The organism is Bacteroidota bacterium (assembly GCA_016718825.1).
In the GTDB taxonomy this organism is placed as follows: domain Bacteria; phylum Bacteroidota; class Bacteroidia; order J057; family JADKCL01; genus JADKCL01.
This window is the reverse complement of the sequence record JADKCL010000006.1, coordinates 217,743-240,187: the sequence shown is the minus strand read 5'-3', so window position 1 is coordinate 240,187 and position 22,445 is coordinate 217,743. Positions and strand designations below refer to the sequence as shown.

Below are 22,445 nucleotides of genomic sequence, written 5' to 3'. Positions count from 1 at the left end.
GTCGGCTTTTTTCTTGTCGCGCTTGGCGACAATTCGAGGGATTTTCAACGACGAAAGATGCGTCGATGACCTCCTTAGCATCCTACATTTGATTAAATTAGCAAAAAATGTAGCGTGATGAGAAATTCCAGCTTCGCCTTTCTGCTTTTGAGCCTTTGGACCTTGAGTGCACTTCACGCTCAAAATGCGATTCCACGCTGGGACAGCGTGCGGGTTTTGGAATCCAACATCTTGCTCCGCAATCCCGCTGCCGGCGGATTCAACATTCCGGAGTTTTCGCCAATCGACCTGGACCAAGACGGCACGCAGGATCTTTTCGTCTTCGATCGATCGGGCAAAAAGGTCATTACCTTTCTGAATCGCGGCACCGCCGGCCAAGTCGACTACGATTTTGCGCCCGAATATGTCAGCGCTTTTCCGGCAGGCATCACGGATTTTGCCCTTTTGCGCGACTTCAATTGCGATGGAAAAGCCGATCTTTTCTTCGGGACAAGCAACGGAATCAAGGTCTATGAAAACACTTCGGTGAGCGGGAATTTGAGTTTCCAGCTTTTCCGGGACACACTTCTGACCGACCTCGGTGCAGGTCCCGCAGTGGCTTACCTCTACCAAGGTGACCTCCCCGATTTCGTGGATGTCGACGGCGATTCTGATCTGGACATGCTCACATTCAATCAGTTTGGCACCGTCGTCGAATGGCACAAGAACCTCGCCGTGGAAAATACCGGTAATTGTAATGGATTGGAATTGATTCGTGCTGACGCATGTTGGGGGAATTTCCAAGAAAGTGGTCTGAATCAAACGATTACCCTGGGCATCAACTGTCGTGTCGCCCCTGGCCAAACCCAGCCCGTCAAGCCAAGTGCCCACTCGGGAAGTACCATTGCCGCATTTGACGAAGATGCAGATGGCGACTACGAATTGGTGATCGGTGACCTCACATACGACGGTCTCACCTACCTGCACAATGCAGGAACCAACGTGGATGCCGAAATGGATTCAATCGACGCGACATTTCCCTCTTATGCAGCTTCCGTGCAGCTTGATGTTTTCGCAGCTGCATTTTTCATGGATGCCAACAACGACGGCAAAAAAGACATGCTCGTCGGGGCCAACAACCCCAATGTTTCCGTCAACTACGACAATAGCTGGTACTATCAGAATATCGCTCCCGGTAATGGCGTTGTGCTGGAACGCGTCACCCGCAACTTTTTGACTTCCGAGATGATCGATGCCGGTCTTTGTGCCTTCCCCGTGCTGTTTGACCACAATGCAGATGGCCTGATGGATTTAGTGGTCGGCAACTATTCGCGCAAAATCACGGCCTCCAATGTCAATTCTGGACTCGTACTCTACGAAAACACAGGAACGGCCAACTCGCCCGAATTTCGGTTGACAAGTCGGAACTATGCAGCTTTAACCAATGCCTTTAATCCCGCCATTTTGGGAATGACCCCGGCATTTGGAGATATGGATGGGGATGGCGACCAAGATCTGATGATCGGCGACGCCGACGGCAAACTGCATTATGTCCAAAATACGGCCCCAAGTGGCCAAGTAGCCAACTTTCCCAACGTCACCGTTCAATATTTCAACATCGACATCGGTCAGTTTGCAACGCCGTCTTTGGCAGATATCGACCGTGATGGAGACTTGGATCTGATTGTCGGCGAGATTACCGGCAACTTGAACTTTTTTGAAAACACTGGAACCGCACAAGCTGCGGTTTTCAGCAACATTCCCAATACCGAAACCTGGGGCAACGTGGACACCGAACCCATCTGCTGCACAGGATTCAGTGTACCTTTTATATTCGAGAATCCGCAGACCAACCGCTTTGACATGATTGTCGGCTCGGAAAAAGGCGATTTGTTTTATTACAAAGACTTCGAAAGCGAATTGGGCGGAACCTTCACGTTGGACCAAGGTAATTTTGGAGAAATCAAGGAAGGTCAGCGTACCGCCATCGTCGGAGGCGACCTCAATGGCGACAATGTCTGGGAGTGGATGGTCGGAAACGTGCGGGGTGGCATTGGTTTCTATTCAGGAAATGGCCTAGTTTCTACCGACGCGGATCCCTTGGTTCCGATGACCAGTGATTGGTCAGTATTCCCAAACCCCAGCGCCAACTTATTCAATATCAAGGTTGAGCAACACCTGGCGAATGGCACGATGAGCATCAGTCTGTTGAATCTGCAAGGACAAGAATTGCTGGCGCAAACGAATTTGGCTGCGGCCAAAGGCACAACCTTGGACCTGTCATCTTTTGCACCGGGAATTTATTTCCTGCGAATGGAATTGAATGGCGTGTTTGGCGGGGTCAAGCGGATCGAGGTGATGCGCTGATCATTCCCATTCGAATCCGTAAAGGTCGGCCATGTGGGCCTTCATCTTCTCTTTAACCTCCTCGATGTCAACGGCATGCCCCAATTCTTTGGCAATGGAGGTGACGCCTTTATCGTCGATGCCGCAGGGAATGATGTTGTCGAATAGGCTCAAATCCGTATTCACATTGAAGGCGAAGCCATGCATTGTGATCCACCGGCTGCAGCGCACGCCAATGGCCATGATTTTCCTGGGATTCGGGCCGTCAACATCGAGCCAAACGCCTGTCAGGCCGTCAATTCGCCCTGATTCAATGCCGTATTCTGCCAAGGTTTGAATACAGCTTTCCTCCATTTTGCGCAGATACTCATGGATATCGGGCCGGAATTGCTCCAAATCAAAAATCGGATAGCCGACAATTTGGCCGGGACCATGGTAGGTGATGTCCCCGCCACGGTTGATTTTGAAGAAATCGATTCCCTTTTCCGCCAATTGCGCTTCGGAAAGCAGCAAATTGTCCAAACTCCCGCTTTTTCCGAGGGTGTACACATGCGGATGCTCGCAAAAAACGAGGTAATTTTTTGGAGTGAGCGTAGGCTGATCAGGAAATTTGCGGTTGTTGGTTTTGATCACCACACCTTCAGTGAGCAAGACGTCTTGCCGCTCCCATGCTTCCTGATAGCGCACCAAACCCCAATCGAGAAACTTTACAGTGGGCTTCTTCACGGCTGTGGGGATGATTCTTCCTGCTGTGGCGTTTCCTCTTGCTGCGTATCACTCCAATCGACATCGTCACTCGTCACCGAGACAACGTCCGGGAAATGGCGCTTCAGCAATACCTCCACACCATGTTTGAGCGTGCGTGGCGCGAACGGACAGCCCATGCAGGCACCCGCAAGTTTGACTTTCACTACACCATCGACAAAGGATTCGAAGTAGATCTCGCCGCCATCTTGCCAAGTTGCCGGCTGAATCTGCCGATCGATGGTCTCGCGGATCTTTTCGCTGAGATAATCCTCCTTCTCGGGCAATGGCGGTGCCTGGGTTCCATCAAAGTCAAACAACGGTTCGCTGTCCTCCAAGTGCTTTTTGATCAAAATGCGGGCATCGATCAAAACGCTGTCCCAAATCGGTTCTTCGTCCTTTTTGGTCACCGTAATGAAGTTTTTGGCAATAAAAACCCCGGCGACATAGTCCAAACCGAAGAGTTTCACCGCCAATGGCGACTTTTTAGCCTCTTCTGCGCTCCAAAAGCTATAAGCACCTGGCGTCAGGAGCAGGTCGTCGACCTCAAATTTCATCGCCAATGGATTGGGTACCTTGACGGGATGGATGTTGATCACCTTTGTCATCGGCTGCGAAGTTAGGCAAAATGCACCGAATCAAGGGACGAATTCAATTTCGAATTGCAGCCTGATTGTCAATGATGAAGGATTGTGTATTTTGCAGACAGCTGGATTTCTCAAGAGAATCGTCAATTTCCGGCATCCAAATTTGAATTCTTCCGTATTTGTGTAAAATTTACACAAAGATTCATTCTAAGAACATGAATACCCTTTCGCAGCTTTACCGCCCTTCTTTGTCCCTGCTCACGGACCTGTATCAGTTGACCATGGCCTATGGTTATTGGAAAAATGGCATGGCCGAACGCGAGGCGGTATTTCATCTTTTTTACCGAAGCAATCCATTTAAAGGTGGTTATGCCATTTGTGCTGGTTTGGAGTCGGCGATCGGATTGATGGAGGGCTTTCATTTTCCTTCAGACGACCTCGCCTACCTTGCCACGCTTACAGGCAACGATGGAAAACCGTTGTTTGAGCAGGGATTCCTCGATTTTCTGGGTAAGGCCAACTTCGAATGCACCGTCGAAGCCATTCCAGAGGGCACCATCGTTTTCCCGCATGAGCCGTTGCTGCGCATTCAAGGGCCACTTTACCAATGCCAATTGCTCGAAACCGCCTTGCTCACGGTGGTCAATTTCCAGACGCTGATCGCCACCAAAGCTTCCCGTGTCTGCAAAGCAGCCCAAGGCGACTCCGTACTCGAATTCGGATTACGGCGCGCGCAAGGCATTGACGGCGGCCTCTCCGCCTCTCGCGCAGCGTATGTCGGAGGATGCCACGCCACCTCCAACGTATTGGCTGGCAAGCTTTTCGGGATTCCCGTGCGCGGTACGCACGCCCACTCCTGGGTGATGTCATTCGATACCGAATTGGAATCCTTCCAAGCCTACGCCAAGGCGATGCCCAACAACTGCGTCTTCCTCGTCGATACCTACGACACCGTCGAGGGCGTGACCAAGGCCGCCGAAGTCGGCAAATGGCTCCGCAGCCAAGGCCACGAATTGGCGGGCGTGCGCCTCGACAGCGGCGACCTTGCCGACTTGAGCATCAAAGCCCGCAAAATCCTTGACGAAGCCGGATTCCCCGACGCCAAAATCGTTGCCAGCAACGACCTCGACGACAAAACCATCGTCGAACTCAAAGCCAAAGGTGCCCAAATCGGGATTTGGGGCGTCGGAACGAAGCTTGCAACGAGCTACGACCAACCGGCACTTGGAGGCGTTTACAAATTGGGCGCGATCAAGGATGCCGAGGGAAACTGGGACTTCAAGGTCAAACTCAGCGAAATGCTCATCAAGGTCTCCAATCCGGGGATGCTGCAAGTGAGGCGTTATACGTTAAAGGGGAATCCCGTAGCGGATATGCTCTACAATCAGGAGCAGCCGATCCTGGAGGCGTTGCTAATGGACCCGGTCAATGCTGGGCAATCGGAACAGATGCCCACGCACGATGATATGCAGGACTTGCTGGTGAAAATTTTTGACGGTGGAAAATTGGTCTATCAACTGCCCACCATACATGAGATTCGGCAGCGCGCACTTGACCAAATCGCTGCATTCCCCCAAAATATCACCGCATTGCAATCCCCCGCCGAATTTCCCGTAGGTTTGGAGGAAAATCTTTACCTTCTCAAGATGGATTTGATCCAAAAAGCCAAAGCCCAATGAGCACCTCCCCGATTCTGTTTGCCACGACCTCTTATCAGTATTTGCTGAAGCGCATCCTTGCCTTGCATGCCTATGAGGTCGGCCAAGTTGATGTGAAGCATTTTCCGGATGGCGAGCGTTATCAACGCGTGATGAGCGATGTTGCAGAACGTGATGTGGTGCTGATCGGCGGCACACAAACCGATGCTGCAACGCTGGAACTCTACGATTTAAGTTGCGCATTTGCAAAATTTGGGGCGCGGAGTTTGACGTTGATCATTCCTTATTTTGGCTACAGCACGATGGAGCGGGCGGTCAAAACAGGCGAAGTGGTAACCGCCAAAAACCGTGCGCGGCTGCTCTCGAGCATTCCGCCGGCGGGCATGGGCAACCGCATCGTATTGCTGGACTTGCATGCAGAAGGGCTGAGTTTTTACTTCGAAGGCAGCGTCGTTCCCTTTCACTTGTATGCCAAGGATGTGATTTTGGAAGGTGTGCGCAGTCTGGCTCAAGGAAATTTTGTCCTGGGTTCGACGGATGCCGGCCGTGCAAAATGGGTGGAGTCGCTGGCAAATGACTTGGGCGTCGAAGGCGCATTCGTCTTCAAACGCCGCATCGACGGCCGCACCACCGAACTCACGGCCATGAGCGCCCGCGTGCAAGGTGCCGATGTCGTGATTTACGACGACATGATCCGCACGGGTGGTTCATTGATCAGCGCCGCCAAAGCCTATTTGGATTCAGGCGCCAAAAGCGTCTCCGCAATTGCAACCCACGGCATTCTGCCTGAAAATTCATTGCAGCGCATTCAAGATGCCGGTATTTTCCAGAAGGTGATCGTGACCGATTCGCATCCACACGCCGTCGAATTGGAAAATGGTTTTTTGGAGGTCAGGTCTGTCGCCGGGATTTTGAATACTTGGATTTTGGAGCATTTGGGGTGAAACGTTGACCGACCATTCGAATTGATTTTCATGGATATTCTTGACCAAAACATTTCCCATACTGCTTGAGGCTGCGAATCAGACATTAATCCCAAAATCTCCTCTCCCTTATTACAACAAAGCGCCCTCGGATGCTGATCAACTTGGGGTATAGACATTCTTCCCTTCCGGGCGGGATCCCCCTCGCTCAATTCCTGATCTCAGCTGTGGTTTTTGGCTGGGATGGTCAGGCGCTCAAAGTGCTGTTGATTCAGCGCAATGAGCCGCCTTTTGAAGGTCAATGGGCTTTGCCGGGTGGATTTGTTCACATGGACGAAGAATTGGAAGCGGCAGCCCGCCGCGAATTGGAGGAAGAAACCGGACTGAGCGACATGTACCTCGAGCAGCTTTACACGTTTGGCGGTGTCGCACGCGACCCGCGCGGACGCGTGGTCACGGTGGCATGGTACGCGCTCATTGACCTGCACAGGTACGCGCAGCCTGTGGGCGCGAGCGACGCACGCGACGCGGCGTGGTTTGCTGTCACTTCCCTCCCACCCTTGGCATTCGACCATGAAAACATCCTCAACACGGCCTTCAAACGCCTGCAAGCCAAAATCGAATATCAACCGGTCGGCTTCGAATTGTTGCCAAAAAAATTCTCCTTCACGCAGCTCCAACAACTCTACGAGACCATCTTGGGCGAGGAGTTTGACCGTCGCAATTTCCGCAAGAAGATGCTGTCTATGGGCATTTTGACCGAATTGCAGGAAACGGTTTCCGGTGTGCCGCACCGGGGGGCCCGACTCTACAGCTTTGACGAATCCCGCTACCGGGAACTGGAAAGAACTGGTTTTCAATTCAAAATCTAAGTATCTTCATGTTTCACGCACGTATCAATACCACAGCATTATGAGAGCGATCATCTTGGTGGACATTCAAAATGACTTTTTGCAAAACGGTGCCCTCGAAGTGCCCGACGGTGAAGCGATCATTCCGATTGTGAATCAGCTGCAACCCTTGTTTGACCTTGTGGTGATGACCCAAGATTGGCACCCAGCCGACCACGGCAGTTTTGCACCCAACCATCCGGGCCTGCGGCCCTACGATGTCGTCAACTTGAATGGCCTGCAACAAGTGCTGTGGCCCATCCACTGCGTCCAAAATTCGCCCGGCGCTGAATTCAGCATGCATTTGGACATCCGGAACGTGGACAAAATTTTCCAGAAGGGCACCGATCCCGGCATCGACAGCTACAGCGGATTTTTTGACAATGGCCGCCGCAAAGCGACAGGAATGGGTGATTATCTCCACGAAAAAGGCGTCACAAGTGTCTTTGTTTGCGGACTCGCCACGGATTACTGCGTCAAATTCACCGCTTTGGATGCCCTGAGTCTGGGATTCGAGACCTTTCTGATCGAAGACGCGTCCCGCGGCGTGAATGTGAACCGTGGAGATGTGAAAAAAGCCGTCGCGGAGATGAAAGCTGCTGGCATCGGAATTATGAAGTCCAAGGAGATTTTGAAGCCGGTGCGGGTGAGGTAGGTAAAAAACTAAAACTCCAAGATGAATAGCAGTTTATGGCGCTTTCGGTTGGGAAGTAGTATCGAAAATTTCGAGGTTAAAATAAATATCCCACTTTTGTTCATCATTTTCATTGGAGCCCTTGGTTTGGCTTCCTGTGACAAGCGCTTGGAAACTAGGGAGGTAAGGATCGGGGACTGCATTACGGGGTTCAACCACGGTGATGCGGACATAATGATGGTGATAAGGAGTGATTCCTCATATTTAGCCTTTCAAGAAAGTCTTTCTCAGCAGTATTCTAGGAACGGTAGCCACGACTGCACATTTCCCGAGATTGATTTTTCCAGGCAATTATTGGTTGGGGCTTTGGTCAAAATCATAGGCCATCAAGGAGTAAGCTGTGATGAATCGGCATGGTATTCTAGTTCAGACGGTGTATTGGAAATTTATTTGTCAACCGATGTCGAGGAGTCCGGAAATTCGGAAATCCATGTATTGAACTATTTTACTGTGGACGATGTGCCTGATATGGATTGCAAGGTGAGGGTTTATGTGGACGGAGAGGAAATTGTTGAACAGACACAGGTGCCCTGAACGTGGCTGCTACCAAGTGCATGTCTGAAAGAGTGAGGTTTTGGGTTAATTCCAAAGTCCAAAAAGCCTCGCTGTAACATCCAGCAGGATACAGTTTCGCAATTCGTCTACACTAGATGCAGGCGTACCGCGCATTTAGTTCTTTTCATGGACCTCTCTCACTTCCGCAAGCTCACCACGATATTCGTATTCGCAGCTTTGATGCTGGGCAAGATGCCCGCCAAAACAGAAATACCGAATACCGTCAACGACGTCAGCGCATAGTCACCCCACCAAGCTGCGATCGGGAAGTATTGAATGTCGGAAAAGGATTCGCCACCATTGAGACAGACGACGCCGAAGGAGGTTTGCATCCACGTGAATATTCCAGCGCAAAGCATGCCGGCCACGCCTCCAATGGCACCGACAAATACGCCTTCCACGATAAACAACCTCCGAATCGTCTTCTTCTGCGCCCCCATCGAACGCAAAATGGCAATGTCACGGGTCTTTTCGACGATGATCATGGAAAGCCCGCCGATGATGTTGACCGCCGCGATGAGCAGCATCAGGGTCAGAATGAAGTAGGCGACGAGCTTCTCATTTTTCATCACTTTGAAAAGCGTGTCGTGCATGTCAAACCAAGTTTGCACTTTGTAGTTCGGGCCCAGCTTTGCTTGCAAGGCCTTGGCAAAACCTTCGGCATCGTCAAAGTCCTTCAAGGCAATGTCATAGGTCGAAACTTTCCCTTTGAGGTCAAACAGGTCCTGTACCATGGCAAAATCACCAGGATGTAACGGGTATCGTATTCCATTTGCACCTTGAAATAGCCCGCGGTGAAAATGTCCTTGCTCCTGACAGCCTGTTCAGGATTGGTGACCAAATCGGAAGCATCGCCCACCGCCCAGAGTTTCATGGGATGCAAGCGGTCGCTGATACGGGCATTGATGAAATAGGCAACAGAGCCACCCAAGACCGCCTGCGGCCGTCCATCCTCCCCTTCGAAGGCAAAATCACCTTCATAGACCAAGGTATCGAGCCGATTCACCTTCAAATAATCCTGCTTCACTCCTTTGACCTCGACCATGTATTGCTTGTCGAAGTAGGACATCATCGCCTTGTCTTGCACCGTCGCTGCAACGGCCTCAATTTCAGGCATCGCCTTGAGCACAGCGAACAGGGAATCTGATTCCACCATCGTTTTCCCGCGCGCAGGCATCACGCGCACATCCGCGTCAAAAGCGGTGTACATGTTTTCAATATAGCCTTGGAAGCCGTTGAAAATCGACAAAACGACGATCAGCACATAAGTCACATACGTGATTCCCAGCACCGAAATGAAGGAAATGATGTTGATCGCATTGCGGTTTTGCTTCGAAAACAGGTAACGGTCAGCGATGTAGGCCGGTACGGTCCCCAACAGCAATCCCATGATTTTGCGCAGGAGAAACTTGGTATTGAGATACGACAAAAGCATCGCAGCCAACGGAATGACCGTGAGCAACAAACCAAGCAAAATGTATTCTCTGGCTGAGCACATGGGCAGGAAACGCGGAACCTAGGCCTCCGGATTGGGTTTGCGAAGGCTGCCGAATAGATCTTCCATTTTTTCGACCTCGTTCAGGGTATCGTCGAGGAAAAACTGGAGTTCAGGAATGTAACGTACCTGCGTTTTGATGCGCTGGGCCAACACGGATCGGATTTCGCGGTAACGCTTTTCGACCTCGGCCAAGGCCGCAATTCCCTTTTCATCCGGGAAAACGGAGATAAAAATGCGGGCCATGCGCAAATCGGGGGATGCACGCACCACCGTCACCGTGAGCATGGGTTCGCCTTCCAAATGCAGATCTCGCTGAAATACCTCGCTCAGCTCCTTCTGTAGCAGCTTCCCAAACTTCTTCTGACGGTTCGACTCTTTCATTCTTTGAATTTCTCTAACTTTGGCCAAAGGTACGAAATGAAGCTATACTTGCGCATTCTGGGCTACGGAAAACCCTTCCTCTCCCAGGGAATCATAGGGTTTTCCTGCCTGCTGGTCTACAATTTCTTCAGCATTTTTTCGATTGCGCTGGTCATTCCTTTCCTGCAAATCCTGTTTCAGCAAGGTGATACCGCTGCCATCGTGGAAGCTGCACGGTTGAGCGCAGACCCCTCCTGGATGGAACGCGGCTATATTTTCATTGCGGATCTCGTGCTGCAACATGGCAAAATCGTTGTGCTGTATTATCTCTGTGGCATTTTGGGCGCCTCCATCTTTATGAAAAGCCTTTTCCGTTACATGAGTTCATATTTCATTGCGCCCTTTGAACAAAGCGTGATCCATTTGATGCGGAAGCGGTTGTTTCATCACCTCAGCACACTCAGCATGTCATTTTTCACCGGCAAGCGGAAGGGCAACATCATCAATGTGCTGGTGACCGACGTGCAAATCGTGCAAGAATCCGTCATCGGGACCGTACAAAACATGGTCAGCGACCCCATTCAGATGATTTTGATCTTGGGAAGCCTCTTTGTGATTTCCTGGAAACTCACTTTGTTCACCTTGATCGTGCTGCCACTGACCGGAGTCTTCATCAATTACATCAGCAAGTCGCTCAAACGCAAGGCCCGCGCAAGTCAGGAGCGCCTAGGTACGCTTATCGCCATCATTGACGAATTTGTCTCCGGCATTCGGATCGTGAAGGCATTTCGCACCGAGGATTTTGAAAAGGGGCGCTACGAAGAAATGAACAGCCAATATCGCGACCTGATGGTGTCAGTAAAACGCCGCAGCGACATGGCCTCGCCGCTTACAGAAATTTTGAGTGTCGGAGTCGTGATCACGATCATCCTGTTTGGGGGAAGTTTGATTATCTCCGGCAAGGGCGAATTGATGCCCAGCGCCTTCATTGGATTTGTGGCTTTGTTTGGTTCGTTCATCCAACCGATCAAGACATTCAGTTCGGCTTTGTCCAGGATTCAACGCGGGGTGGCTTCGTTTCAGCGCGTGGAGGAATTCTTGCTGATTCCGGAGGATGTGAAGGAGCGGCCGAATGCGGTTTCCATGCGGGAATTCAAGGAAAAAATCTGCTTTGAGGGCGTTTCATTTGCCTACGAATCCGAGGAATGGGTGCTGCAGGACGTCAACCTCTGTATCGCAAAAGGGCAGAAAATCGCTTTGGTCGGTCCATCCGGCGGCGGGAAATCGACCTTGGCGGACCTGTTGCCGCGTTATTACGATCCTGTGAAGGGGCGCATCACCATTGATGGGCAAGACATCCGTGACTTGCGCGTCCCCGACTTGCGCGGGGCAATTGGCGTCGTGACGCAAGAAGGCATCCTCTTCAACGACACCGTACTTGCCAACATCGCCTACGGCGATAGCCAACCCAACCGTGAAAAAGCCACCGAAGCCGCGCGCATCGCCAATGCCCTGGACTTCATCCTACAGATGCCCCAAGGATTTGACACGATGATCGGCGAACGCGGCACCAAACTCTCCGGCGGACAACGGCAGCGCCTTTCCATCGCCCGCGCCATTTACAAAAACGCACCGATTCTGATTCTGGACGAAGCGACATCCGCGCTGGACTCCGAATCTGAACGACTGGTGCAAGAAGCCTTGGAACAACTCATGGAAGGCAGGACATCCCTTGTGATCGCCCACCGATTGAGCACCATCCTTGATGCTGACCAGATTTTCGTTGTCGAAGGCGGCAAAATCAAGGAACATGGCACCCATCACGAGCTGCTTGCGCTGGGCGGCTTGTACCGGAGTTTGCATGATTTGCAGTTTGGGGATTAGAAATAAAAATGGCGAAAACAGGATTTGAACCCATTTTCGCCATTCATTTCCCTGGAATTCCGCATTCGCAGGGAGGTCAAGGTCAAACAAATACTCAGCCTTTCTTGCTCATCGCCGCAAAATGCCGGTGAAACAAGGGAATCGTCTCGATGCCTTTGTAGAAATTGAAAAGCCCGTAGTGCTCGTTGGGGCTGTGGATGGCGTCGCTGTTGAGACCGAAGCCCATGAGGACGGTATTGGCGCCCAAGACTTCATTGAACATGGCCACGATGGGGATCGAACCGCCATCGCGGGTCGGAATGGGCGACTTGCCAAAGCTTTCCTCAATGGCGGCGCTTGCCGCCTTGTAACCGATCGAATCGATCGGCGTCACAACCGGGAACCCACCATGGTGGGGCCTGACTTCGACCTTGACGCTTTTGGGTGCGAGGCTTTCAAAATATTGCTGAAACAGCTGCATGATCTTGTCAGGATGCTGATTGGGCACCAACCGCATCGAAATTTTGGCCGCAGCCTTGCTCGGCAACACGGTTTTCGCACCTTCGCCGGTATAGCCGCCCCAAATCCCGTTCACATCCAAGGTCGGACGAATCGAAACCTGCTCGATGACGGCATATCCCTTTTCGCCACGCGTTTCAGCGATGTCGAGTTCGGCGCAGTATTGGGCGTAGTCGAATGGGCGTTGCGCCATTTTTTCACGCTCCGCAGCGGATAGCTCGACGACGTCGTCGTAAAATCCGGGAATCGTGATATGGCCGTTTTCGTCCTTGAGTTTGGCGATCATCTCGCAGAGCGTGTTGATCGGATTGTCCACCGCGCCACCAAATGTTCCCGAGTGCAAATCACGGTTCGGCCCAGTCAAAAACACCTCCATATAGGCCAATCCACGCAAGCCCGTCGTGAGCGAAGGCGTGTCATTGGCAATCATCGAGGTATCGGAAATCACGATCACGTCGCAGCCCAACATTGCCTTGTGTGCACGGATGAAGGTTTCGAGGTTCTTGGAACCAACTTCTTCCTCACCTTCGATGACAAATTTGACATTGCAAGGCAATTCGCCGAGGGATTGAAGGACTTCAACGGCCTTGACATGCATGAACATCTGCCCCTTGTCGTCGCAGGCGCCACGGGCATAGATTTTGCCGTCTTTGATGACCGGCTCAAAAGGCGGACTTTCCCAGAGATCCAATGGATCAGGGGGTTGCACGTCGTAGTGGCCGTAAACGAGGATTGTAGGCCGGTCGGGACGCAGCTCGGTTTCGCCATAGACGACGGGATGACCCGCAGTAGGGTAAATTTCCGTTTTGGCGAGGTTCAATCTTTTGAGATGATCCTGTACGAGTTCGGCAGTTTTGGCGACGTCCTCTTTGTGCGCTGGATTTGCGCTTACACTTGGAATGCGCAGCATTTCGAGCAGTTCCTCGAGAAACCGATCCTTGTTTGCCGCAACAACGGCTCTAATCTTGTCCATATTTAGCATTTACGGTCCATCATCCTGTCGTGAGCTGACGAAAGCGCGCGACAGAACTTTTTCAGATGCAAATCTAACTAAAATCTTACGCCACATTCGCGAGAAAAATCAAAGGTCAAAAAGTGTACCTCACGCGACTATTCCCAGGCAGCGATCCAGAATCCCGGCCGAAGGTTGTAGATCGGCGCCTTGGCAAATCGCTTGCTCAGGACAAGACATTGATTGTTTGTCCAAAGGAAAACATAAGGCTGTTGATCATAAATGGATTTTTGGATCTCCTTTGAAAGTGCCAAGTGCTTGCCGGGATCAATCGTTTCGTCATATCTTTCGACTTGTGCGTCAGATTCCTTGCTTCCAAATCCGACGAAATTGGAGCCGACGCCCCAGCTTTTGGAATGCCAAATCTGGCGGTAGGTATCTTCGTTGGGGTCTGCCACCCAAGCCCCAATGGCAATTTCAAAATCTCCGGATTTGAGCCTCGCAAGGTATTCTTTCCATGGCAGCGGGACGACGCTCACAAGAATACCAGCTTTGAGGGCATTTTCGGCAAGATGATCTGCGATGGCTTTTCTTTCGGACTTATTTTCATTGTAAATGCACTCAAGAACGATCTGGACATCTTCCCCGCCAATCGTTTTGTCGCGCAAACCATTGGCATCATGGTCCAACCAACCCGATTGATCGAGAATGGAATTGGCTTTTTCTGGGTCGAATGGAATCAATGGGAGGTCAGGATTCTTGAAATCCGGACGTGTGGCGGGATATTCGGATGCAATTCTCGTTCCCAAGCCATAACAAACCTGTACTGCAAGCAAATCTACGTGTACCAAATGCGCCAAGGCGCGCCGCACCGCAACATCTGCTGTAGCGGGATTGCGTCCACGATCCGTGCTGCGCATGTTCAAGCCGATATATTCATACGATGGACCAGGAGGCGAAACGAATTGGTACTTTGCCGCCAAGGCTGGAATGTCGCTTAGATTGGCGAAAATCTGCTGCGGCATCGAAGCGAAGAGGTCAAATCGGTTTTCAAAAATGGCCTTGCGAATAGCAGCCTCTTCGGAAACGATCTCAAAACGGATTTCGCCGACATTCTGCTTAAAATAGTCATTGGGAATCGGCAACACCTTTTTCCCCCAGAAGTGTTTGTTGGTTCCGAGGACAATTTCGGCACCACGGCGCCACGCAGTCAGGATGTAACTGCCGCAAGTAGGATCAGGATTGAAGGCTGCGAATGAGCTTCCGTACACATTCAGTCCGTCAGCGACCGTTTTCAAGGCCTTGAGTTTGTCCATTCCCAGCTTATCGCCGAGCCCTTCCTCCGAAATGGAGACGGCATCCAAGGAATGCTCCGGGTCAAAATGCTCCTCTGAAAGAATGGCAAACTCGCCTGTGATGCGCATCGCCTGGGAATTGGGCTTTTTGACATGGATCACAACTCTGCGTTCGTCGAGGGCGTTGGCATCCGTAATGATCTCAAAATGAACGCGTTTCTGGGAATTGTTGACATACGGATTTCTAAGTGCCTTGATACTGAAAACGACGTCGCGGGCTGTGACCTTTTTCCCGCTGTTGAATTTCGCAAACGGATGGATGGTATAGGTGTAGCTGAGCATGTCCGAACTCACTTCGGGCAGATTCTCGGCGAGCAAAGGGACAAAATCACCTGTCTTTTTGTCTGTGCGCAGGAGTGAAAAAAACAGGTACTCGTTGATGTATGAGCCTGTTGCTGAGAAATTTGTATAGGGATTGAGCTGATCCGCATCGCTTGTTTCACCGACTGTGACACGCTCGATGGACTGTGCTTGCACCCACATGCTCGACGCAACCAACAATAGCAGTCCGAGCATTTGCATCAATGCCTTTGCGTATTTTTGTTCCATGTCCTTCCAATTTTGATCCCAACAATTTTTACCCATTGAGAAGTTAGGCATTGGAATCGGGAATTCCCGTCGGCGAGCAGGACGATGTAAGCATCAAGCTTGCAATGGCAATGCTATATCCCCAACCGACCCGATGGATTCTGTTAGAATCTCGGCTTTGGAAACGAAAACTTGCCTCTGAAGCAATCCGATTTTACCCCATAGCGCAAGCAAAGCAACCCTCGCTACATTTCATCGGACCAAAAAATGGCGAATATCCATGAAAGGGAAGTAGAATTCCTGTCGCAATCGCGATGTGCGAATTCAACCGAAGAAATCGGATTTGGGGACCGAGGGCAACAAAAATTCGGATTTCCCGCGCGTCAAGCCCTACTCAAAATTGATATTGAGTACGAGCAACTGCGAAAACAGGTCAGAAATCGCCCTTGGGAAACGCGTGCGGTCAGGAATGTAGATGTTTTTGAACCCCCGTGTGAAACGCAGTTCGGGCGACAATTTCAGTTTTTCGCCGTAGAGGTCGATCCCGACAGAGGCCAAGTACTGCATATCAAAATTGTTGACTTTGAGCAAATCCGGATCGTTGCGGACCTTTTTGCTGCTTGCGAGGTTGAGGGACGGCTGAATGCCACCCATGACCCAAACGCGGACATTGCGATGGAAATCAGACTTGAATTTGATCGCCAATGGGAGGTTCAAGTTACTGGATTCGATCTTTTTGCGCACGATCGGATCGGAATTGGTCGTCGTCGAATCAAGGTAAAAGAGAAAATCCCGTTCTTCGAGCGATACTGACGGCATGAAACGCAAGTCAAAGTACTCGTGAAGTTTCAAATTGGTGATCAACCCAAGATAAACACCTGGCTTCGGGACCAACTGCACAGAATGCACGACACGTCCTGTCGACTGATCAAACTGATTGATCTGGGCGGTCATGTCATAATGCGCGAGGCACATGCCCATGGTGAACCCAAGATTAAACTTGCGGTAATCAAAGTAATGGGAAGTCTGCGCCGACAAAGAGCCTGCGGTCAAACAAACCAAAAAAGCCAGAGGAAGAATTACTTTTCTAAAAGATACAATGAGCATATACCCGCGGTGAGTGGTTTAAAGGTGCACTTTCTGAACCCGACCCGCTTGCAAATCTCGACAAAGTCTTCGCCATTCGGGAATGCTTTGACTGACTCAGGCAGGTAGGTGTAAGCGCGACGGTCGCCTGAAACGAGGCGGCCAAAGAAGGGTAGAATTCCTCTGAAGTATATCGAAAATAATTGTTTCATGGGAAATTTGGAGGGCACAGCCGGCTCCAAGATCACGGCTGCATGGCCGGGTTTAAGCACGCGCAGGATTTCGCCAAGGCCTTTTTCCAAGTGCTCGAAGTTACGCGCACCAAAGCCGACGGTGACGGCGCCGATGCTGTCGTCTTCAAATGGCAAATCCTCGGAGTCGCCCAAGACCATGTCGATTTTGTCGCTGAGTTCGCGTTTGGCGATCTTTTTGCGCCCTACCTCAAGCATACCGGCCGAAATATCCAAGCCGATAACCTTTTTGGGATTGAGCAAGCGCATGGCTTCCAATGCAAAGTCACCGGTGCCGGTGGCGATATCCAAGACAATCTCGGGATTGTAAGGCTTGAGCATCTTGATCGCCTTGCGGCGCCACCGGATGTCAATGCCCATACTCAGCGAATGATTCAAGAAATCGTAGCTGGGAGCGATGTTGTCAAACATTTCCGTGACCTGTTCCTTTTTGGAACGGTCGGCATCTTGGTAAGGGGTGACGATTTTGCTCACTGCCATCTCATCTCGTGTTTCAATATAAACGTATCTTTGGCCCGGTGGTTCTTGAAATACAGGGCAAATTTATTGACACTCACCCGATTTTTCTGGCACAAGCCGCAAAAACAGGGCCAAGTACGGGAAAACCGTCTGATAATGGAGATTACAACAGCATATTTTTTTCGCAGCGCACAGCATTATTCGCAGTTGCCGCCCGCCGACAAACCCGAATTTGCCTTTGTAGGCCGGTCCAATGTGGGTAAGTCTTCCCTCATCAACAAGGTGGTGAACCAAAAAGGCCTTGCCAAAACGAGTTCGACACCAGGCAAAACACAGTTGATCAATCACTTTGTGATCAACAAAACTTGGTACCTCGTCGACCTTCCGGGTTTTGGCTATGCGCGTGTCAGCAAGAAGACAAGGGCGCAGTTTCAAGGCATGATTCAAGACTACGTGACCAAACGGCCCAACTTGGTCACTGTATTCGTATTGGTCGACAGTCGCCATGAGCCGCAGAAACTCGATTTGGAGTTCATGGAATACCTTGGTGAAGCCGAAGTGCCATTCGCCATCGTTTTCACCAAATCCGACAAACTCGGAAAACCGTCTTTGGAATACAATTTGGGCATTTACAAATCCAAATTGTTGGAGCAATGGGAGGAATTGCCGCCACTTTTCGTGACGTCGGCCGAATCCGGCATGGGTTGTGCGGAATTGCGGGCCTACATCGGGGAAAATTTGGAGCTTTTGGGCGATTTGCCTGTACAAAGCGTTTGATTTTCGCGTCAAAAACCTCAGGATTCCCAAAAATCCAGTAATTTTCCGCCCCTGAATTTTTGTTTACACTTATCAATCTTCCGTTGGTAAAGAAGTATCTCTCCCTTGTCAAGTTCACGCACACGATTTTCGCGTTGCCATTTGCCCTGACGGGCTTCTTTTTGGGCTATATCACAGCGCCAGACAAATTTGAATGGCATTTGCTGCTCTTGGTCGTGCTCTGCATGGTCTTAGCGCGGAATGCTGCGATGGGATTCAACCGCTGGGCAGACCGGGACATCGATGCCGAAAATGCGCGGACAAAGGTGCGCGAGATTCCCTCCGGAGCGATCACGGCCAAAAACGCCCTCATTTTTGTGATTTTGAATGCCGTTGCCTTCATCATCACGACTTGGTTCATCAACAAGCTTTGCTTTTTCCTGTCTCCGGTTGCTTTGGCCGTTGTGCTCGGATATTCGTTGACCAAACGCATCACAGCGCTTTGCCATATCGTTCTGGGATTGGGCCTTTCGCTTGCACCTGTGGGGGCCTTTATCGCGGTCACCAACGAGTTTCAGATCGCACCGATTGTATTGGGAATCGCAGTGCTGACTTGGGTCAGCGGATTTGACATCATCTATGCCCTTCAGGATGAGCAATTTGACCGCGAACACAAACTTCACAGTATTCCTTCCTTTTTGGGCAAAAACAAGGCGTTGATGGTTTCCAGCTTGCTGCACGTGCTCACGGCGGGCTGCATTGCGACGTTTATCTATTTGATTGGCGGCGAATACTTGGCTTGGGGCGCAGCGCTGTTTTTTGTGAGCATGCTGATTTATCAGCACCTGCTGGTCAAGCCCAACGACCTCAGTCGCGTGAACATTGCCTTTTTTACAACCAACGGCATCGCTTCGGTTGTCTTTGCCAGCTTGGTCATTTCGGAATTGTTGCTTTTTTAAGCAAATCCTGATAAAATTTCAGACAAGTGCATTGATTTCGGCAACTGACTGCCGTAAATTCTCACTTTCTAAGAAACTTTGCTCCCATGAAGGTCTTCCTTTCCGCCGAATGGCACAATTTGATCAACCTCACCTACCGCGTTCCGGCCGAAAAGCTCGAACCACTCCTCCCGAAAGGCGTCGAATTGGATCTTTACGAAGGTCATGCCCACTTGAGCCTTGTTGCATTCGACTTTATCAATACACGGGTCAAAGGAATGAAAATTCCCTTTCACGTCGATTTCCCTGAAATCAACCTGCGTTATTATGTGCGGGCGGGCCGGCATCGCGGCGTGGTTTTTGTCAAGGAATTGGTTCCCAAACATTGTATTGCCTTCGTAGCCAAGCGCTTCTACAACGAGCCCTACGAATCGCAGCCCATGGAAAGTGGGCATGAAACCGATGGAGATGGCAAATTGAAAAGCCACCACAGCCTTTGGGTAGATTCACAGGAACATACCATTGACACGGTCGCATCAGCCGAAACTCAAATTCCCGGATCAGATACAGCAGCGCACTTTTTCAAGGAGCATGACCTTGGCTTCGGAATCAACAAAAATGGCGAGACGTTGTGTTACGAGGTTTCGCACCCTGTTTGGGAAACACGCGAATTATTGGATGTGAAGCTGCATTTTGACTTTGCAAAGGTCTATGGGGAGGAATGGGCCTTTCTGAATGGGCTTGAACCACAGTTCCCCCTCTTTGCAGTCGGATCTGCGATCAAAGTTTACCATCCATTGAGCTTGGAAAATTGGCTCGAAACACGCGGTGCAGAACAGGATGCGCTACTTGCCAAAGCGGTCGCCGATTGATTTGAACGGCTTTTTGATCTTGTCCAACGGCTTTTTCAACTTGTCCAGGACTTCTCTTGCACCTGCCTTGTTCAGGGTGTCGGCAGGATCACGTTGCACGTCGATCAAGTCATCGACTTCGTTGGTGTCTTGCACGCCCCAAGTTTCCTCCATCTCCTTCTTCCAGCCCTCCTTGAGTTCATCGCCTTGCTTTTTGATTTGCTCATCAAGCTTGGCAGCCACATATTCCCCTTCCAGGCGATACTTGGGATGATCGACGGTGCCCGTGATGTGAACTGGAATCACAATTTTGATGGGATCCGCCTGATTTTCTTCAATCAAGTCCTGTACCTCCTTGTTTTTGGAGGGTTTCGCGTCTTTTCGGGGCAATTCCACATAAACTTTGTAGTCAAGACTATTGTCAAATCCGTGTTTGCCCAAAATCACCATGCTGTAGCGATTGGCCTTGACGCTCATCTTGGGAATGTAAAAATGCTCTTCTCCGATCCGGAACTCGGTGTTGATCTCCGAAAACTCGATGTGCTGGAGATCTTCCATCTTCACAAAGCCTACCAAGCCCTCCAATGGCTCAAAATCGACCAATTTACAGTCCCGAATGTTGATCATACCCAATGACACCAAACTGCTTGGATCAAGTGTGAGTTCGTTGTCAACCTTGCCTGAGATGTGAATGTCACCCGAGAAAATGCCGAAAAGGTTTTCCTTGACCAAGGCAAATGCTGCCAATTGCTCAAACGTGCGGAAGGTTTTGTTGATATCAATGTTCTTGACAATCCCATCCAATTGCACTTGACAATGCGCTTCATCCAGCACCTTGATATAGCCCGAGACCTCACTCGATCCAGCCAAGGTGTTCATTTGCAGATTGTTCAACTGCAATTGCTGATCAAACAACCGGCAACTGCCATTCATCGCGGAAGCTTCAAACTTGGCAAATTTGAAATTTCCAATTTGCATGATCAACTCGAAATCAACTCCTTTGGGCAGCTTGAAGACAAAAGTTTCTGTCGAATTTGCTTCTTCAACCTTTGCAGCAACCGCGGGAGCTGCATCTTCGACAAACCATTCGTCGAGATCCATGTTGGCGCAACGCATTTCGGCGACACCTTTGATCGTGGCATTCTCGTCAAAAAACCAAGGCAGGTATTCTGTTACAGTTCCTTTGATGTTAAAATCGGAATGCCCTACTTTTCCGGTAAGGCTGCCCACTTCGATGCGATAATTGTCGAGGAGGATGTTGCCCGTCAGATTTTCGACGGGCATCGTGAGGCGTGGGTCATCAATACGCAATGCTGTGAAGCGCATGCCTCCAAATGCTTTGATCGCAGCATGGTTCCTTCCTTTAAAATCTGCGATTCGGCCTTCGACCTGGGCGTCTATCTGCACATTGCCTGACATTTCGGTACTGTCTGCGAATGCCGGATAAAAGTCACGCACATCCCTGAGAGACAACTCTCCCTGAAGTGCAACTGCGAGGCGCGGATCCTTGAAATTGGCATAGGTGAGCTTGCCCTTCACTGCCTTGTCGTGGAGCGTAGCATTGAACTTCTTGATATCAAAGTGGGAGGCACTCTGATCATTTTGTTCCAGGTGGAATTCACCGAGCATGTTGACGCCGGTGAGACGTGATTCGTAGCCAACGTAGTGAAATGCGCCATTGGAGACGCCGTAATCAGCATGAACATCAGGACCTTGACCGGGGCCTGCCTTACCTTTTAACCAGCCTTTGGTGACAAACTCGCCGCTGTATTCATATTCGCGGCCCGTGTCAAGCAAACCGCCCGGAAGCAGGGAAAGAAAGCTCTCAAAGCTGTTTTTGCTGCTCGCGAATTTCAAATCCAAGTCAAATACGTTGCCGTCGCGGCCAATTTGGCCTTCAATGGCAAGTTTCAGCGCAGCGATGTCGATGTTAGCGGTTTTCAACTTGTAACTTTCATTCTTTCCAAATTTGACATCGGCCAGAATGTGGGCGGCCACATGTTTATTGTGTGCCCAATTGGCCCGGCCTGACTTCCAATCTGCGAGATGCACTGCAAATCTCGTCTCAATGTCTGACCGGTCAGCACTGAAGTCGCCTTTCATTCCAAGCTGAATCGAATCAATCTGGACTTCCGAACCATCGCCTAAATCTGCATACTTAAAACGCCCGTCATCAATCCGCACATTGTACAATTCGAAGACGGGATCAGGCCCCTCTGTGGGTGTATCATTGGTGTCGGACGGTGGCTGAAACATTTCCCCATAGTTCCAGTCGCCTTTTTTGTCACGGATCAACCGCACATCCGGTTCACGTAGTCGCACACCATGCACCTTGAAATTATCCGTAAAAATGCTCCAGAATCCGATTTTGAACTCGGCAGACTTTACCGCCATGACATTCTCCGGAGTTTTGACCCCGCGCGGATTGAGTGTTACATCCTTCAAGCTCACACGCACCTGCGGCCAACTGCGCAAAAAGGAAACGTCGGTTTCGGAGACTTCGATGTCGGCATTAATCACCTTTTCCAGCTCGCGGATGGCCATCAGGTGGATTTTGTCTTCAAATACATAACCCAAAACCACCAACAACGTGATGAGCCCAAAGAGTATTCCAAAGGTCCAAAGGAGAATCTTCTTCAGTCGTTTCAATATC

The 22,445-nt window shown here is 50.5% G+C and carries 20 protein-coding genes; 10 read left to right on the top strand and 10 right to left on the bottom strand.

Features of this window, described 5'->3' with window-relative positions:
- Positions 1 to 117: 117 nt before the first annotated feature.
- Positions 118 to 2,346, top strand: coding sequence for a T9SS type A sorting domain-containing protein (locus IPN95_09285; protein ID MBK9449595.1), 2,229 nt, complete (start codon positions 118 to 120; stop codon positions 2,344 to 2,346).
- On the opposite strand, the gene lipB is transcribed toward IPN95_09285, so the two are convergent.
- Positions 2,347 to 3,063, bottom strand: coding sequence for a lipoyl(octanoyl) transferase LipB (lipB, locus tag IPN95_09280; GenBank protein MBK9449594.1), 717 nt, complete (start codon positions 3,061 to 3,063; stop codon positions 2,347 to 2,349).
- Entirely contained in the window at positions 3,048 to 3,677 is a 630-nt protein-coding gene (locus IPN95_09275; GenBank protein ID MBK9449593.1) for a NifU family protein, read from the bottom strand. The genes lipB and IPN95_09275 overlap by 16 nt, the downstream gene beginning before the upstream one ends.
- A gap of 194 nt (positions 3,678 to 3,871) precedes the next feature.
- On the opposite strand from IPN95_09275, the gene IPN95_09270 reads away from it, so the two are divergent.
- The 5 genes from IPN95_09270 to IPN95_09250 all read left to right on the top strand — a co-directional run bounded on the left by IPN95_09270 (position 3,872) and on the right by IPN95_09250 (position 8,355).
- Positions 3,872 to 5,335: a nicotinate phosphoribosyltransferase gene (locus IPN95_09270; protein ID MBK9449592.1), complete on the top strand. Its 1,464-nt coding sequence runs from the start codon at positions 3,872 to 3,874 to the stop codon at positions 5,333 to 5,335.
- A complete protein-coding gene (gene prs, locus IPN95_09265; GenBank protein MBK9449591.1) occupies positions 5,332 to 6,258 on the top strand; it encodes a ribose-phosphate diphosphokinase in 927 nt (308 codons plus the stop codon). Before IPN95_09270 ends, prs begins: the two co-directional genes overlap by 4 nt.
- A 131-nt stretch (positions 6,259 to 6,389) precedes the next feature.
- Positions 6,390 to 7,109, top strand: a complete 720-nt coding sequence (locus IPN95_09260; protein ID MBK9449590.1) for an NUDIX hydrolase — start codon at positions 6,390 to 6,392, stop codon at positions 7,107 to 7,109.
- A gap of 40 nt (positions 7,110 to 7,149) precedes the next feature.
- Positions 7,150 to 7,782, top strand: a complete 633-nt coding sequence (gene pncA, locus IPN95_09255) for a bifunctional nicotinamidase/pyrazinamidase (protein ID MBK9449589.1) — start codon at positions 7,150 to 7,152, stop codon at positions 7,780 to 7,782.
- 48 nt (positions 7,783 to 7,830) lie between these two features.
- Positions 7,831 to 8,355, top strand: a complete 525-nt coding sequence (locus tag IPN95_09250; GenBank protein MBK9449588.1) for a hypothetical protein — start codon at positions 7,831 to 7,833, stop codon at positions 8,353 to 8,355.
- Between the two features lie 158 nt (positions 8,356 to 8,513).
- Here the strand turns inward: IPN95_09250 and IPN95_09245 are convergent, their stop codons facing one another.
- The 3 genes from IPN95_09245 to rbfA are packed head-to-tail and all read right to left on the bottom strand — an operon-like array spanning position 8,514 to position 10,255.
- Positions 8,514 to 9,110, bottom strand: a complete 597-nt coding sequence (locus IPN95_09245; GenBank protein MBK9449587.1) for an ABC transporter permease — start codon at positions 9,108 to 9,110, stop codon at positions 8,514 to 8,516.
- Positions 9,053 to 9,874: an ABC transporter permease gene (locus tag IPN95_09240; protein MBK9449586.1), complete on the bottom strand. Its 822-nt coding sequence runs from the start codon at positions 9,872 to 9,874 to the stop codon at positions 9,053 to 9,055. The genes IPN95_09245 and IPN95_09240 overlap by 58 nt, the downstream gene beginning before the upstream one ends.
- Positions 9,875 to 9,892: 18 nt before the next feature.
- Complete coding sequence (gene rbfA, locus IPN95_09235) at positions 9,893 to 10,255, bottom strand: 30S ribosome-binding factor RbfA (protein MBK9449585.1); 363 nt, start codon at positions 10,253 to 10,255, stop codon at positions 9,893 to 9,895.
- Between the two features lie 36 nt (positions 10,256 to 10,291).
- Between rbfA and IPN95_09230 the strand changes: the two genes are divergently transcribed.
- Positions 10,292 to 12,118 carry an ABC transporter ATP-binding protein gene (locus IPN95_09230; protein MBK9449584.1) on the top strand — a complete coding sequence of 609 codons (1,827 nt, stop codon included), beginning with the start codon at positions 10,292 to 10,294 and terminating at the stop codon, positions 12,116 to 12,118.
- 94 nt (positions 12,119 to 12,212) lie between these two features.
- On the opposite strand, the gene IPN95_09225 is transcribed toward IPN95_09230, so the two are convergent.
- From IPN95_09225 to ubiE, 4 genes are all read right to left on the bottom strand, one after another.
- A complete protein-coding gene (locus IPN95_09225) occupies positions 12,213 to 13,589 on the bottom strand; it encodes a dipeptidase (GenBank protein ID MBK9449583.1) in 1,377 nt (458 codons plus the stop codon).
- Positions 13,590 to 13,726: 137 nt separating this feature from the next.
- Positions 13,727 to 15,472: a hypothetical protein gene (locus IPN95_09220; protein ID MBK9449582.1), complete on the bottom strand. Its 1,746-nt coding sequence runs from the start codon at positions 15,470 to 15,472 to the stop codon at positions 13,727 to 13,729.
- Positions 15,473 to 15,841: 369 nt separating this feature from the next.
- Positions 15,842 to 16,504, bottom strand: a complete 663-nt coding sequence (locus tag IPN95_09215; protein MBK9449581.1) for a PorT family protein — start codon at positions 16,502 to 16,504, stop codon at positions 15,842 to 15,844.
- Between the two features lie 26 nt (positions 16,505 to 16,530).
- Positions 16,531 to 17,268: a bifunctional demethylmenaquinone methyltransferase/2-methoxy-6-polyprenyl-1,4-benzoquinol methylase UbiE gene (gene ubiE, locus IPN95_09210; protein ID MBK9449580.1), complete on the bottom strand. Its 738-nt coding sequence runs from the start codon at positions 17,266 to 17,268 to the stop codon at positions 16,531 to 16,533.
- A gap of 135 nt (positions 17,269 to 17,403) precedes the next feature.
- Between ubiE and IPN95_09205 the strand changes: the two genes are divergently transcribed.
- From IPN95_09205 to IPN95_09195, 3 genes are all read left to right on the top strand, one after another.
- On the top strand, positions 17,404 to 18,024 hold the full coding sequence (locus IPN95_09205; GenBank protein ID MBK9449579.1) for a YihA family ribosome biogenesis GTP-binding protein: 621 nt from the start codon (positions 17,404 to 17,406) through the stop codon (positions 18,022 to 18,024).
- Between the two features lie 83 nt (positions 18,025 to 18,107).
- Positions 18,108 to 18,962: a UbiA family prenyltransferase gene (locus IPN95_09200; GenBank protein ID MBK9449578.1), complete on the top strand. Its 855-nt coding sequence runs from the start codon at positions 18,108 to 18,110 to the stop codon at positions 18,960 to 18,962.
- Positions 18,963 to 19,048: 86 nt separating this feature from the next.
- Positions 19,049 to 19,813 (top strand): DUF2071 domain-containing protein, encoded by a 765-nt coding sequence (locus tag IPN95_09195; GenBank protein ID MBK9449577.1) that lies wholly within the window; start codon positions 19,049 to 19,051, stop codon positions 19,811 to 19,813.
- Here IPN95_09195 and IPN95_09190 read toward each other — a convergent pair.
- Positions 19,787 to 22,441 (bottom strand): AsmA family protein, encoded by a 2,655-nt coding sequence (locus IPN95_09190; GenBank protein MBK9449576.1) that lies wholly within the window; start codon positions 22,439 to 22,441, stop codon positions 19,787 to 19,789. The two genes, IPN95_09195 and IPN95_09190, sit on opposite strands and share 27 nt — an antisense overlap.
- Positions 22,442 to 22,445: the final 4 nt, after the last annotated feature.